The organism is Stenotrophomonas sp. YJH_SMC_81 (genome assembly GCF_059370875.1).
The window spans coordinates 430,054-444,322 of the sequence record NZ_JCAFUB010000004.1 but is presented as its reverse complement, the minus strand read 5'-3'; the positions used below and the strand labels follow the sequence as shown (position 1 = coordinate 444,322).

At 64.8% G+C, this 14,269-nt stretch carries 10 protein-coding genes, 1 tRNA gene and 1 pseudogene; 2 read left to right on the top strand and 10 right to left on the bottom strand.

Annotated features, from left to right (window positions below; translation table 11 throughout):
* Positions 1-3: 3 nt before the first annotated feature.
* The 3 genes from AC5P8U_RS11575 to AC5P8U_RS11565 all read right to left on the bottom strand — a co-directional run bounded on the left by AC5P8U_RS11575 (position 4) and on the right by AC5P8U_RS11565 (position 4,618).
* Entirely contained in the window at positions 4-2,943 is a 2,940-nt protein-coding gene (locus AC5P8U_RS11575) for a TonB-dependent receptor (protein ID WP_188241242.1), read from the bottom strand.
* A gap of 140 nt (positions 2,944-3,083) precedes the next feature.
* Complete coding sequence (locus AC5P8U_RS11570; RefSeq protein WP_188241241.1) at positions 3,084-4,106, bottom strand: FecR family protein; 1,023 nt, start codon at positions 4,104-4,106, stop codon at positions 3,084-3,086.
* On the bottom strand, positions 4,103-4,618 hold the full coding sequence (locus AC5P8U_RS11565) for an RNA polymerase sigma factor (RefSeq protein WP_495214149.1): 516 nt from the start codon (positions 4,616-4,618) through the stop codon (positions 4,103-4,105). The genes AC5P8U_RS11570 and AC5P8U_RS11565 overlap by 4 nt, the downstream gene beginning before the upstream one ends.
* 327 nt (positions 4,619-4,945) lie before the next feature.
* Between AC5P8U_RS11565 and aceE the strand changes: the two are divergent.
* Positions 4,946-5,284 (top strand): annotated as a pseudogene (aceE, locus tag AC5P8U_RS11560) (pyruvate dehydrogenase (acetyl-transferring), homodimeric type); the annotation flags it as partial.
* A 68-nt stretch (positions 5,285-5,352) separates the two neighbouring features.
* Here aceE and AC5P8U_RS11555 read toward each other — a convergent pair.
* A complete protein-coding gene (locus tag AC5P8U_RS11555; RefSeq protein ID WP_061480151.1) occupies positions 5,353-5,835 on the bottom strand; it encodes a hypothetical protein in 483 nt (160 codons plus the stop codon).
* A 223-nt stretch (positions 5,836-6,058) separates the two neighbouring features.
* Between AC5P8U_RS11555 and AC5P8U_RS11550 the strand changes: the two genes are divergently transcribed.
* Entirely contained in the window at positions 6,059-8,389 is a 2,331-nt protein-coding gene (locus AC5P8U_RS11550; protein WP_227837800.1) for a TonB-dependent receptor, read from the top strand.
* A gap of 119 nt (positions 8,390-8,508) precedes the next feature.
* Here AC5P8U_RS11550 and AC5P8U_RS11545 read toward each other — a convergent pair.
* The 6 genes from AC5P8U_RS11545 to lexA form a co-directional block, all read right to left on the bottom strand.
* Positions 8,509-8,601 (bottom strand) — tRNA-Ser (locus AC5P8U_RS11545).
* 78 nt (positions 8,602-8,679) lie between these two features.
* A complete protein-coding gene (gene csrA, locus AC5P8U_RS11540) occupies positions 8,680-8,883 on the bottom strand; it encodes a carbon storage regulator CsrA (RefSeq protein ID WP_004152909.1) in 204 nt (67 codons plus the stop codon).
* Positions 8,884-9,030: 147 nt separating this feature from the next.
* The gene (gene alaS, locus AC5P8U_RS11535) at positions 9,031-11,679 is read right to left on the bottom strand and encodes an alanine--tRNA ligase (RefSeq protein ID WP_447897265.1); all 2,649 of its coding nucleotides are present in this window, start codon (positions 11,677-11,679) and stop codon (positions 9,031-9,033) included.
* A gap of 109 nt (positions 11,680-11,788) precedes the next feature.
* Positions 11,789-12,280, bottom strand: a complete 492-nt coding sequence (recX, locus tag AC5P8U_RS11530) for a recombination regulator RecX (RefSeq protein WP_061480154.1) — start codon at positions 12,278-12,280, stop codon at positions 11,789-11,791.
* Between the two features lie 110 nt (positions 12,281-12,390).
* The gene (gene recA / locus AC5P8U_RS11525; RefSeq protein WP_005416046.1) at positions 12,391-13,428 is read right to left on the bottom strand and encodes a recombinase RecA; all 1,038 of its coding nucleotides are present in this window, start codon (positions 13,426-13,428) and stop codon (positions 12,391-12,393) included.
* Between the two features lie 204 nt (positions 13,429-13,632).
* Positions 13,633-14,268 carry a transcriptional repressor LexA gene (gene lexA, locus AC5P8U_RS11520; RefSeq protein WP_005416045.1) on the bottom strand — a complete coding sequence of 212 codons (636 nt, stop codon included), beginning with the start codon at positions 14,266-14,268 and terminating at the stop codon, positions 13,633-13,635.
* Position 14,269 lies beyond the last annotated feature (1 nt).

Sequence of the window (14,269 nt, the reverse complement as noted above, 5' to 3'; positions counted from 1 at the left end):
CCCTCAGTTGTAGATGATGTGGAAATAGAAGAAGCGGCCGTAGTCGTCGATCTCGGTTCGGAAACGCCCGTTCGGACCGGTGCTGTAGGTTGGCTGGGTGTTGAACAGGTTCTTGGCCTCGTACTTCAGCGTTACGTGCTTGCCGACCTTGTGGCTGAAAGCCATGTTGAACGTCATGTATGGGTCGTAGTACGAATCCAGCCATTCGGTGTCACCGAAGTCGACCAGCATCCGGCTGCGGTAGGTTCCGGACAGGCGCAGTTGCGAGCTCTTCCACGGCATGCGCCAGATCACTGACCCATTGAGCGACCAGTCCGGCTGGTACAGCAGGCGGTCCAGGCGCCGCTCGGTGCCATCGGTGATGCGGTAGTTGGTCTGGCCTTCCAGACGCGTCGCGTTGAAGTACATGTCGAAGCGCTGGCGGCCCCACTGCAGATTGCGATTGGCCACCGCGAACTCAACGCCACGCAGCTTCGACTCGTCGGTGTTCATCGGCTGGGTGACCCGGTAGCGGGTGTCCCCCACGTTCTCGAACGTGGTCAGGGTGTAGATATCGTCCTTGATCACCTTGTCGAACAGCGCCACCGAGACCAGGCCATTGTTGCCGTTGAAATACAGGTCCCACGCCAGGTCGACGTTGGTGGAACGGCGCGGCTGCAGGTTGGCGTTGCCCTGCTTGATGGTGCAGAAGCCCCTGCCCTCCTCGTCATCGCCACAGCTGGTGCTGGTGGCCTGGGCGATGTTGCTCGGCGTCGGCCGGCCCAGCGTACGGCTGGCGGAGAAGCGCAGGCGCTGGTCCTCGCTCAGCTTGAACGTCGCATTCAACGAAGGCAGCAGGTTGTTGTAGCCACCGCTCGTGTTGCGGAAGGCGGAGGTATACGTACTGCCGCCATCATCGCTGAACGGGCTGTAGGCATTGAAGCGGGTGTGGTCGTAACGCAGGCCGCCGATCAGCAGCAGCCGGTCCCAGGCGTAGTGAGCGGACACATAGGCATTGGTGATGTCCTCCACGTACTTGTAGTCGCTGGTGAAGTTGGCATTCGGATACGCCGCATTGTTGTTGCCCAGCTTCGGCAGCAGTTCCTCGTTCCACTTGCGGTTGTCGATCAGCGGGAAGCCCGGCACGCTGCCCAGCAGCGTCGAACCCGGATACAGGTAATCGTTGAGCGTGGCACTGCTCTTGAAGTAGTCGAAGTCGATGTCCTGCCAGATCTTCAGGTGGCGGTACTCGGCGCCGGTGGCCAGGCCGAAGCCACGCGCATCGGCGTCGATGTTGTAGCTGAAGTCCGCGCGCAGGTTGTCGATGCTCTCCTTGGCATCGCGTGGGGAGACATAGGCCTGCGCCGGATTGAGCTTGAACGCGGAGCTGGTCAGCAGGCTGGAATCAGAAACCGCTACCGCGTTTGGGAACCCGTGACTGTCATTCTCGTAGTCGACGAACAGATTGCTTGGATAGGCGCGCACGCCCCAGTAGACCTGGTTGTTGTGGAAGGTCTCTTCGGTGTGGCCACCACGCAGGGTCAGGCGCGAACGGTCGCCGATGTCCCAGTTGAAGCTGGCGATGGCGCCACGGTTGCTGCGGTCCCAGCGGTCGTGGCGGTTCTTGATGTAGATGCTGTTGATCTGGGTGGTACCGCTGTCCTCGGTCTGGTTGCGGATCGGAAACTTGGCGTTGCCATACAGATCCGTCTTGTTCATCGTCGAGTTCTCGTAGAACCGGTACGAGTACAGCAGCAGCGATGCGTAGAACGGATCATCCGAGGGCTTCCACTCAAGCTTGGCGGAGCCACCGAAGTTGGTGATGAAGTTGGTATAGGTGCCGGTACTGAAGTTGCCAGGCGCACGCAGGCCGTTCCAACCCTTGGCCTCGTCCGGACCCGTGGTGCCGTCGGTGAGGTATTTTCCAGCGTCGTTGTAGTAGTAGTTCGACTCCACCCAGCGCTTGACGCTGTTGCGTGAACGCTGCTCATAGCGTGCCACCGCAACGATGCCGAATTCCTGGTCGGCGCCGAACTGGTTGGAGAACACCATCTTGGCACTCTTGCCGAAATGGCCCAGGGTCTCGTGGTTGCCGCCGGCACTGCGCTCGACGTTGGTCTCGGCTGTGGAATAGATGCCTGCCACATCGGCAAACACGTACCTGCCCGACCGGTCGAAGGCGCTGCGGCTGATGATGTCGATCACACCGCCGATCGCATCCGGTGCCTGCTCCGCGCTGAAGCTCTTGTAGATGTCGGTTCGGGTACCGATGTCGCTGGGAATCAGCTGCAGATTGTTCATGCGCTCCCCGGAGCCACTGCCCCCCACGCTGGCGATCGCGATGCCATCGATGGTGGTGTAGTTGAGGTTGGCCTGCACGCCGCGCACGGTCACATAGCGTGGTTCGCCGGCATCCTCCACTGCACTCAGGCCTGGAGCGGCCATCAGGCTCTCGGCCAAGGTCTCGTCGCCGTAGCTGTCCATCTCGTCGTAGACCACCGAATCCTTGATCACCGGCGACGACTTCTTCTGGTCGATGACCTCATGCGCGGCAATCACCTTCACCGTGCCCAGGGTCGGCGCCAGCACCGCCCCGGCCTCGCGCGGCATCGGCGCGGCTGGCTTCGGCGCATTGCGTGCGGGTGCCGGATCGATGGCGATGACATTGCCATCCACCACGGTGTAGCCAAGGCCGGTACCCGCCAGCAGTGCGTCCAACGCCTGCTTGACGGTGGCGCCCCGCGGCACAGCCCCGGCCATGTGCGCTTCACCGCTGCCCGAGTACAGGAACTGCACGCCGGAACTGCGCGACAGCTGCTCAAGCGCACGTGCCAGCGGTTGCGCCGCGATCGCCGCCGACACGCGGGCTTCAAGGCCATCGGCAGTGGCCGCGGCCGCGGCCGCCATTGGCACGCTGCAGGGAGACAGGGCGAGGATGATCGACAGGTAGAGCGTGTTGCGCATCACGGGTCCTTGGAAGAGAAAAGGCTGCGAGGTCGCCGCGTGACTTGGCAGCGGCTTCTCCCAAGTAAGAGCCCGCATCCACCGAAGTGGAGAACAGGGATTCGATGAATTTTTTCTGACAGTCCACGACCACACGGGCCTCAGCGACTGCCGACCCGCACTGTGTCGCCTTCGCGCCTCACCACGAAGCGTGGGTCGCGTTCAAGGAAGGCCTGCAGCGCACCGATGCGATGCGCATCAAGGCTGCCGGACAACCGCGCCGATGCTGCGCCTTCGTCCAGCACGCGCACCTGCACCTGGTTGTGCCGGTTGAAGGCAGCTGCCACCTCATCGAGCCGCTCATCGAGGAAGGAGACTTTGCGCTGCTGCCAGTCCAGCAGCATCGACAGCGGCATGTCCACTGGCTCGACGGCATGGCTTCGCGCGTCGACCTGCACCACCCGGCCCTGCTCCAGCTGGGCCAGGCGGCGGGCACCCGCGCCCTGGCTCCAGACCTCGACCTCGCCGGAGACCACGCCGATGCGGGTGCTCTGCAGCCGTCGCGATACATCGAATACAGTGCCGATATCCCGGATCTCCAGGCCGTTCACTTCCACCTCGAACGGACGGCGGTCGCGGGCGATGTCGAACGTGGCCTCCCCCTGCAGCAGCTCCACCCTTCGACTGAACCAGCTCATGCGTACCCGCAGTCGGCTGTCCGCGTTGAGCCGCACCTGGGTCTGGTCGGGCAGCACCAGGTCGCGGAGTTCACCATGCCCGGCACTGTAGAGCTGCTGGGTGGGCATCATCTGCGAAACCAGGCCCACGCCGAGCAGGGCAACACAGGCCGCGGCAGAGACCGTCCACCAGCGCACGCGACCGCGACGCAGCGCGGCGCGGGGCGGCGCGTGCGCACGACCGAACAGCGGCACCACCTTGGCGGCGACCTGCTGCGGTGGCACCAGCGCCGCATCAGCCAACGGCGATTGCAGCGCCTCGCCCACCTGCCGGTGCAACGCGAGCGCGCGCATGTAGGCGCGAACATGCTCGGGCGAGCGCTTCATCCAGTCGAGGAACGCGACACGCCCGGCCTTGTCCAGCCCCCCCTCGCGATTGCACAGGAACCAGTGCGCCGCCTCACGTTCGATCGCGTCGTCAGGCCTGCGTGATGGATACCGATTCATGTGAGCTCCCTGGCGCCCAGCGCCTTCCTGCAGGCCTCCAGCCCCTTGCCGATATGCTTGCGCACCATGTGCACCGACACCTGCAGCTGCTGGCTGATTCCCGGGCAGTCCAGCCCGTCGCGGTAATGCAGCTCCATCACCCGGCGCGTGGTCGCCGGCAACCGCGCGATGGTGCTGCGGATATCGTTCCAGCGCTGCGCACACTCGAATTCGCCCTCGATGTCTTCTTCGCTTTTCAGCACTTCGGCCAGCAGATCGACGTCCTCGAGCGGCGGTAGCGACGACCGCGCTCGTGCATGTTCGCGCGCCAGGTTGGCCGCCACGGTGAACAGGTAGGCTTCCGGGTTCTCGACCGCGTCGGCATCCTCGCCGGTGCTGCGCAGCAGCCGCAGGTAGACCTCCTGCGCCAGGTCTTCGGCATCCTCGCTGGCCGAACCGCGACGCAGGAAGAAGCCACGCAGCAGCCGGCGCCGCAGTTCGTAGCTCTTCTCCCAGATCCTCACGCTGTTCACGGCCGGCCAACCACCCCGAGGCTGGAAAGCCCAGCAGGGTGACGGCCATTGATGACAGGGGCGTTGCAGCAGACGAACGCACCAGGCATTCCCCGCCCGGCACGTCGGCGCACGATACGGCGCGCTGCTCCAACTCTTGCTTGCCAGAAACCGAAGCCGGGCCCGCCTATCGAAGGCGCGAGGACGGGCCTACGCTTGTCTCCTCGGTGGCTGCCACGTCCGCCCTTCGCGTCACGGCATTGCCGTGGCGACCCCGCTCCAGTGCTGTGCGCCCTGATGGTGTTGTCGCCTAGGCAGACGTCCGAGCGGCGCCCTCCGGAGACAGTCATGAACCAATTTCTGATCCCCTTCGATACCGACCCGCTGGAAACGCGGGAGTGGCGTGAATCGCTGCAGGCGGTGATGCAGGCCGGTGGCCGGCCACGCGCGCACTACCTGATCGATCAGCTGAGCGGGCTGGACGCCCCGCAGCACGGCGACCTGCATACCTGCGCATGGACGGCCTACGTCAATACCATCCCGCCCGAACGCCAGCCGGCCTATCCGGGCGACCTGGCCGTCGAGCGCCGCCTGAACGCGATGATCCGCTGGAACGTGATGGTCATGGTGCTGCGTGCTGGATGCAGGACGCCATGGGCAGGTATGGCATCGACACCGGCAAGCGCGACCCGGCCCCGGTGTAAGGCGGCGGTGTTCACCACGCCCGTTGTGCGGGCGTGGTGAACGCAGGATCGCTACGGCATGCGTTTGAACAGGTTGGTCTGCAGGATCGGCGTCCCGTCGTGAGCGTAGAACGCCTTGGTCTCGGTCATCGTCGCCTGGTCATCGGCCACGGTGTAGATACGGGTGGAGGCCGGCGTACCGTGGTCCACCAGCTGCATCACCAGGGTGTTCGGCGCCGGCAGCTTCAGGTTGGCCTTGTCCGCGCCATAGGTACCGGACAAAGGGCCCGGCGTACCGTCCAGCGCCAGCGTGCCGTCGGACTTCATGGTATTGCCATCATGCAGGACGATATCCACGTGCGAGCTCCAGCGCCCACCACCGGCGTCCTTGAACTCCAGCACCACCCGCTTCGGACGCTGCGCCTCGGGCAGTGCCGAGGTCGCGGTGTCCAGCGACCAACGCCCCAGCAGCGGCGACGGGGACGCTTCCACCGCCAGCGCCAACCCGGCCGGCAGCGAACACGCACACAACAACACAGCGGACAACAGCTTCATACGTTGCTCCGTTCCAGTGAAGAAGGTGCTGCGTGACGCGTTGTGGGGCGCAGCGCTTCGGATCGTGCACAGCATCGGGGCCCCGCACAAGGCAGGGCGCTGAACGCGCGGCAACCTCGTTCGCGCCTCCCGCGATTCAGGTCTGGCGGCAAGGCCTCATCACGTCCTTGTCGATACAGATCGTTACGTTATAACATTTCACGCCTATTTCACGAGTCCTGCTATGCGTCGCCACCTGCTTGCTGCCGCCATCCTGCTCGCTGTCCACACCGCCCACGCTGCGGACGCGCCTACCCTTCCCACCCTCCAGGTCCAGGCCTCCCCGCCCTCGCGCGTCGACAGCCGGGTCACCGTCGACAATCCACAGGCGCAGAACCGTACCCTCGGAAGCCTGCTCGAACATGTCTCCGGCGTGCAGAGCAGCGCCTTCGGGCCGAACGCGGGCGCCCCGGTCATCCGCAGCCTCAGCGGCAACCGCGTGCAGATCCTGCAGGATGGCCAGTCCATTCTCGGCATGAACGCGATCAGCGGCGACATCAACATTCCGTTCGATCCACTGTTCGTGCGCAGCGTCATCGTCAACAAGTCCTCCGATACCGTGCGCTATGGCGGCAATGCGATCGGCGGCAGCGTGGAGATCGATTCGGGCCTCATCCCGCGCAGCCTGGAAGACACGGAGCAGTCGATGGAGCTGGTCCTGCGCAAGGGCTTCAATGCCGCCGACGCGCAGGGCTTCCGCATGAACTTCAACAACCAGCGCAACCTCTCGACCAACCTGCAGGTCTCGCGCCAGCGCATCTCGCACTACGACATCCCGGGCAACAGCAAGGCCGACGTCTGCAACACCCGCCTGTTCCCGCCGACCGGCGGCGTCAACTCGGCGCTGGCCGACAGCTGCCAGAAAGAGGCGCGCGTCCAGCAGATCTACAACAAGGCCTCGCAGCCCTACATCGACCAGTTCATGAGCGAGAATCCGGACTGGGCCGATGGTGACTTCTCGTTCTACACCAACCATCCGACCTCGGTCTGGCAGCACCGCACCTACATCAATCCGGCCAACCCGGCCTACGTGCCCGGCACGCCGTCGTACGTGCAGAAGCAGATCAACAACGATGTCACGCCCGACTACCATCACCGGCTGGGCAACAGCTACGCACGCAACTCGCAGGTGGCCTTCGGCTCGACGCTGTTCTTCGACCGTGGCTACGTGGGTGTCAGCATCGATGCCAAGGACAGCGAATACGGCGTGCCGGGATTCTCGATGCAGAACCTGTCGTTCGGTTCGAACTATGCTGATGGCCTGCCGGTGGGCGTGGTGATCAAGCAGGAACGCTACGCGCTGGACGCCCTGCTGCGCGATCCGCTGCCGTGGTTCGAGCGCGCGGAGCTGCGAGTTTCCAGGCTGGACAACACGTCGGGCGAGCGCCTCGGTGCATCCAAGGCCAATGACTACGACTTCGAAAGCTCCCAGGCCGAGCTGCTTCTGAGCCATCAGCGCATCGGTCCGCTCAGCGGCCTGCTCGGCTTCAGCCACCAGTCGCGCCAGGTCACCGGCAGCGGTTCACTGCGCTACCTGCCCGACGTCGACACCCGCAGCAACGCGGTGTTCCTGAAGGAGACGCTGGACTTCGGCTGGGCCAGTTTCGATGCAGGCGTGCGCCACGAGCGCGTTGACCATGACCTGCAACCAAGCCGCTTCAAGACAGCGCGCAATGCCGCCAACACGAAATTGCAGGACCGCGACTACCGGCTCAACAGCTACACCCTCGGATCGTATGTCGAGCTAGGCCCCTTGTTCGCCGCCAAGGTGCGCTACGCATCCTCGCAGCGCGCACCGGAGATCAACGAGCTGTATGCCAGCAACGCACACTATTCGGTGATGACCCAGGAAGAAGGCAACCAGAACCTCAAGCCTGAGCGCGCGAAGAACCTGGAGCTGACCGGCCTGTTCCACATCGGCGGTTTCGAGCTGTCGGCCACCGCTTACCGGATGAAGTACGAGAACTATCTCTACCTCGGCCATTCCGGCCTGCAGACCGCCAACCGTCTGCCGCTCAAGTACTGGAAGCAGACCGACACCACGGTGAAGGGTTTCGAGATCGACGCATCTCAGGTGCTGGACTTGGGCCGGTATGGCACGTTGAACATCTCTGCCTTCGCCGATCTGGTGAAGAACAAGGCCGACCACCCCGATCCGCTGCGCGCCCACAACGATGGCGAGTACCTCCCGAACATGCCGACCAACCGCTACGGTGCCAACCTGCAATGGCAGCGCGAAGGTTGGAAGGCGCAGCTGTCGAGCACCTACTACGACACGCAGAAGTACCTCGGCCGCAACGTCAGCGAGGAAATCCCGCTGGACGCGTTCAACCTGGTTGATCTGCAGGTCAGCCGCGAACTGCCGGTGCGCAGCAGCTACATCGCCGGCATGGAAGTGTTCGTCAACGGCAGCAACCTGCTCAATGAGGAAGCGCGTCCACACAACTCGCCGCTGAAGTACATCGCGCCGCTGCCGGGGCGGGGCTTCCAGGTGGGTGTGACGCTAAAGCTCTGAGGAGAGCCTGATTCGGTCGCCATCAGCGATCTATGATCGCTGGATGGCACGCCGGGACCCTGCATCCGCGCAAAGAAAAACGCCTGCAGATCGAGGATCTGCAGGCGCTTCTTTGTATCTGGCGGAGTGAGAGGGATTCGAACCCTCGATAGAGCTTTTGACCCTATACTCCCTTAGCAGGGGAGCCCCTTCGGCCACTCGGGCATCACTCCGGGGTTTTCTCCGCGTCTGGTGCGTCGCACCTCAGCGGGGCGTGAATCATAACGTTAATCGAGTGCGAAGGTAAAGCGTTATTCGGCAGAATTTTCGCTACCGGTGCCACCGGCTTCATCACCACGCTGGATGCGCTGATAGATCTCTTCGCGATGCACAGCGACGTCCTTCGGCGCGGTGATGCCGATACGCACCTGGTTACCCTTGACGCCAAGCACGGTGACGCTCACCGAGTCTCCGATCATCAGGGTTTCGCCGACGCGGCGAGTCAGGATCAACATTTTTGTAAGTCTCCATGGAACCGTGTGGAAGGGTATCCCCCACCGGCTTGACGCTCCGTCAAGAAGCGCTACCACGACAAAGGGAAAAGATTCGCAATGGTACCGTCAGCCGTCCCGCTCCTACAAGGAGGGGGACGGCCAGGTTCATCACAGGCGGGGGCTGACCCATTCGACGACGGCAGCCAGCGCAGTGGCAAGGGCGGGCCCGTCCTCGCCACCACCCTGGGCGAGGTCCGGGCGTCCGCCGCCCTTGCCCCCGATCTGACCGGCGATATGGGACAACAGTTCCCCGGCCTTGACCTTGCCCATTGCGCTGCCGTTCACGCCTGCGACCAGGGCCGCCTTGCCGTCCTGGGCGCCGGCCAGCACGATCACCGCGTCGCCCAGCTGCTGCTTGAGGCGATCCATGGCGTCACGCAGGGCCTTGGCGTCGAAGCCCTCCAGGCGGGCAGCCAGCACCTTCACGCCAGCGACCTCGACGGCCTGGCCGGACAGGTCGGCCGTGGCACCCGCAGCAACCTTGGCCTTCACGGCCTCCAGTTCGCGCTCCAGCTGCTTCTGGCGCTGGCCGAGGGCACGGATCTTCTCGACCACGTCGGCGGCGCTGCCGCCGAGCAGCTCAGCGGCCTCGGCCAGGCGGGCCTCTTCGGCGTCCACGTAGTCCAGCGCGCCCTGGCCGGTGACGGCCTCAATGCGGCGCACGCCCGCGGAGACGCCGCCCTCGGAGGTGATCTTGAACAGGCCGATGTCGCCGGTACGGTTGACGTGGGTACCACCGCACAGCTCGGTGGAGTAGTCACCCATCTTCAGCACGCGCACGTGCTCGCCGTACTTCTCGCCGAACAGGGCCATCGCGCCGAAGTCCAGCGCTTCCTGCATGCCCATGGTGTGCACTTCGGCGGCGTTGTTGGCGCGCACCTGCTGGTTGACCTTGCGCTCGATCACCGCCAGTTCGTCGGCACTGATCGGCTGGAAGTGCGAGAAGTCGAAACGCAGGCGGTCCGGGGCGACCAGCGAGCCCTTCTGCTGCACGTGGGTGCCCAGCACTTCGCGCAGGGCGGCGTGCAGCAGGTGGGTGGCCGAATGGTTGAGGATGGTGGCGCCGCGGCGCTCGCCATCAACCTGGCCGGAGAGCACGTCGCCGACCTTCAGGCCGCCGCCGGACAGGGTGCCGACATGGCCATGGAACTGGCCGGCGAACTTCTGGGTGTCTTCCACCACCAGGCGCACGCCGTTGCCGGTCAGCACGCCGGTGTCGCCGACCTGGCCGCCGGACTCTGCGTAGAACGGGGTCTGGTTGGTGATGACGATGACTGCGTCACCCGCATCGGCCGACTGCACCGGACGACCGTCCTTGAGCAGGGCCAGCACGCCCAGGCCGTCGGCCTGCAGGCGGTCGTAGCCCAGGAACTGGGTCGGGCTGAGGGTCGCCACCAGCTCGGCTGGCAGGGTCACGCCGCCACCGAACTTGCCGGCCGCGCGCGCGGTCTCGCGCTGCTGCTCCATCGCGGCATCGAAGCCGGCGATGTCGACGGTCAGGTCGCGCTCGCGGGCGATGTCCTGGGTCAGGTCGAGCGGGAAGCCATAGGTGTCATACAGGCGGAAGGCGTCAACGCCCGGGATCACGCCATTGCTGGCCTTGCCGGCCACGTCTTCGAAGATCTTCATGCCGGCATCGAGGGTTTCGGCGAAACGCTCTTCCTCGGCCTGCAGCGCACGGGTGACCGTGTCCACCGCCGCCGGCAGTTCCGGATAGGCCTCGCCCATCTGCTCGACCAGCGTCGGCACCAGCTTGCTGAAGAACGGCTGGCGCACGCCCAGCATCCAGCCGTGGCGCAGGGCGCGGCGGATGATACGGCGCAGCACGTAACCCCGGCCTTCGTTGGACGGCAGCACGCCGTCGACGATCAGGAACGAGCAGGCGCGGATGTGGTCGGCAATCACGCGCAGCGACTTGTTCTCCAGGTCGGCGGTGCCGGTCAGCTCGGAGGCCTTGCGGATCAGCGCCTGGAACAGGTCGATCTCGTAGTTGGTGTGCACGTGCTGCAGGATCGCAGCCAGGCGCTCCAGGCCCATGCCGGTATCCACGCACGGCGCCGGCAGCGGCACCAGGGTGCCGTCGGGCTGGCGGTCGAACTGCATGAACACCAGGTTCCAGATTTCGATGAAGCGGTCGCCGTCTTCATCCGGCGAACCCGGGGGGCCGCCTGCGATATGGTCGCCGTGGTCGTAGAAGATCTCGGTGCACGGACCACACGGACCGGTGTCGGCCATCTGCCAGAAGTTGTCCGAAGCGAACGGCGCACCCTTGTTATCGCCGATGCGCACGATGCGCTCTTCCGGCACGCCGACCATGTCGCGCCACAGCTCGTAGGCTTCGTCATCGGTCTGGTAGACGGTGACCAGCAGGCGTTCGGCCGGCAGCTTCCAGACCTGGGTCAGCAGTTCCCAGGCCCAGGCGATCGCGTCCTTCTTGAAGTAGTCGCCGAACGACCAGTTGCCCAGCATTTCGAAGAAGGTGTGGTGGCGTGCGGTGTAGCCGACCTGGTCGAGATCGTTGTGCTTGCCGCCCGCGCGCAGGCAGCGCTGCACGTCGGCCGCGCGCACGTAGCTACGCTTCTCCGCGCCGAGGAACACGTCCTTGAACTGCACCATGCCGGAGTTGGTGAACAGCAGGGTCGGATCATTGCCCGGCACCAGCGGCGCCGAGGGCACGATGGTGTGGCCTTTGCCCTTGAAGAATTCAAGGAAGTCGCTGCGGATCTGGGATGTCGTGAATTTGGCGGATGCGTTCATTGGGGGCTGGCAGTCTGCGGGCCGGCGGACCCTGACCACCGGCCGTGTTGGCCAGAGTCGCGAGGGACCGCCGAAAACCTAAAGGGTATCAGGCCCGGCGCCGCCAGTCTCAGTCATCCGGGTCGTAGCGGGTCGCACGGCGGATGCTGTCGCCGTCGAAGCCCCGTCGGGCCAGCAGATCGGCGGCCTTGCGCCGCTGCGTCAGGTCCTGCGGACCGGCCTCGCCAAAGCGTCGGCGGACCAGATCACGGGCGTTCTCCTGCCAGTCGCCTTCGTAGCTGTCCATCGCTGCAGCAATCGCGGCACTGTCCAGGCCGTGGGTCCCCAGCTCGGCGCGGACATGGATCGGCCCATAACCGGTGTTGGCGCGCATCCTCACCAGGTTCTCGGCAAAACGGGTGTCATCCTGCCAGCCCGCCTCGGTCAGCTTGGCGACAGCGGCCTGCGCGGCTTCGTCTTCGATGCCACGGGCGGTCAGCTTGCGGGTGAGTTCCTTGCGCGAGTGCTCGCGGCGGACCAGCAGGCCCAGCGCCCGTTGGACGGGAGTCTGCTCACGCTGCCGGCGCTTGCGGCCGGTGGGAATGTCTTCGGCGTCGGACATCGGTGCTCCAAGGGTGGCGCCGTCCTTGGCGCCCTGCCCATCCCTGGGCGATTCGAACCTGCGGGACAGGGCGACGTCACTGACGGCGCCGCCCTGCCCCACAGCAAGCCTTACTCGTCGTCGCCTTCGTCGTCGCCTTCCTCGCGGGCCGCTTCGGCCGGCTGGAATTTCTCACGCAGCTCGGCCTCGAGCTTGGCGGCGACGGTCGGGTTGTCGCGCAGGTAGCCGCGGGCATTGTCCTTGCCCTGGCCAATGCGCTCTTCACCATAGCTGTACCAGGCGCCGGCCTTCTCGACCAGCTTGGCATCCACGCCCATGTCGATCAGTTCGCCCTCGCGGCTGATGCCTTCGCCGTACAGGATCTCGGTGATGACCTGCTTGAACGGAGGCGCCAGCTTGTTCTTGACGACCTTGATCTTGGTCTGGTTGCCGATGATCTCATCGCCCTTCTTGATCGCACCGATACGGCGGATGTCCAGGCGGACCGAGGCGTAGAACTTCAGCGCGTTGCCACCGGTGGTGGTTTCCGGGCTCTGGCCCGGCATCATCACGCCGATCTTCATGCGCAGCTGATTGATGAAGATCACCAGGGTGTTGGAACGCTTGATGTTGCCGGTCAGCTTGCGCAGCGCCTGGCTCATCAGGCGGGCCTGCAGACCCGGCAGCTGGTCACCCATTTCGCCTTCGATTTCGGCCTTCGGGGTCAGCGCGGCGACCGAGTCGACCACCAGGATGTCGACCGAGCCCGAACGGACCAGCATGTCGGCGATTTCCAGCGCCTGCTCACCGGTATCCGGCTGCGACAGCAGCAGGTCGTCCACGTTCACGCCCAGCTTCGCGGCGTAGATCGGGTCAAGCGCGTGCTCGGCATCGATGAAGGCCGCGGTACCGCCCATCTTCTGGCATTCGGCGATGGCCTGAAGGGTCAGGGTGGTCTTGCCCGAGGATTCCGGCCCGTAGATCTCAACGACACGGCCCTTCGGCAGACCGCCAATGCCCAGTGCGATGTCGAGCATCAGCGAACCGGTCGGGATGGCTTCGACGGGCTCGACCACGCGGTCGCCCATGCGCATCACCGAGCCCTTGCCGAACTGCTTCTCGATCTGGCCCAGAGCAGCAGCCAAGGCCCGCTTCTTGTTCTCGTCCATCGTATTGGTCCTTGCAGAGGTCATGTCGTTGGGGGTGCTGTCTTTGGGGGTCTTCTTTGCCATGGGTTCACTTTAAGTCGGACGTATCGCACAGGCTGAGATTCTGCCCGGCGCTCTGAAAAGAATTATCGGACATCCGTACCAACCTCAGTGGAACCAGAGAATCGCCACAAAAGACCGCGGGGTAATGCACTATGGAGCGGGTCAACGATTGGGCCGAAGCAGGCCGCAATAGAGGCCTTCGATCGCAAAATCCTGGTCCGGCAGCACCTCGATCGGCTTGTAATCGGGATTGCGCGGCAGCAGGCGGATGCGGTCCTTGGCGATCTTCAGCAGCTTGACGGTGATCTCGTCATCGATGCGGGCCACCACGATCTGCCCGGAACGGGCGTCGCGGGTACGGTGCACGCCGATCAGGTCACCGTCGAAGATGCCCTCGTCGATCATCGAGTCGCCCTGCACTTTCAGCAGGTAGTCCGGCGCTGGCGAGAAGAACACCCGGTCCAGCACCACGAAATCGTCGGAGCCGATGTCGGCACCGATCGGCAGGCCGGCAGCGACCCGGCCCAGCACCGGCAAGCGCAGCACGCTGTCCGGAAGGCCCGGCTCGGCGAGCTTTTCGACCGGCGGTGCCTGCACCAGACGGATGCCGCGAGCCTGGCCCGGGATGCGACGGATCGCACCGGCCTGCTCCAGGGCTTCCAGGTGGTACTGGGCCGCGCGCACGCCCTTGAAGCCGAACGCACGTGCGATTTCAGTCTGCGACGGCGGTGCGCCTTCGCTCTCGATACGCTCGGCGATCAACTGCAGGATCGCCTGCTGGGTGTCGGTCAGGTCCATG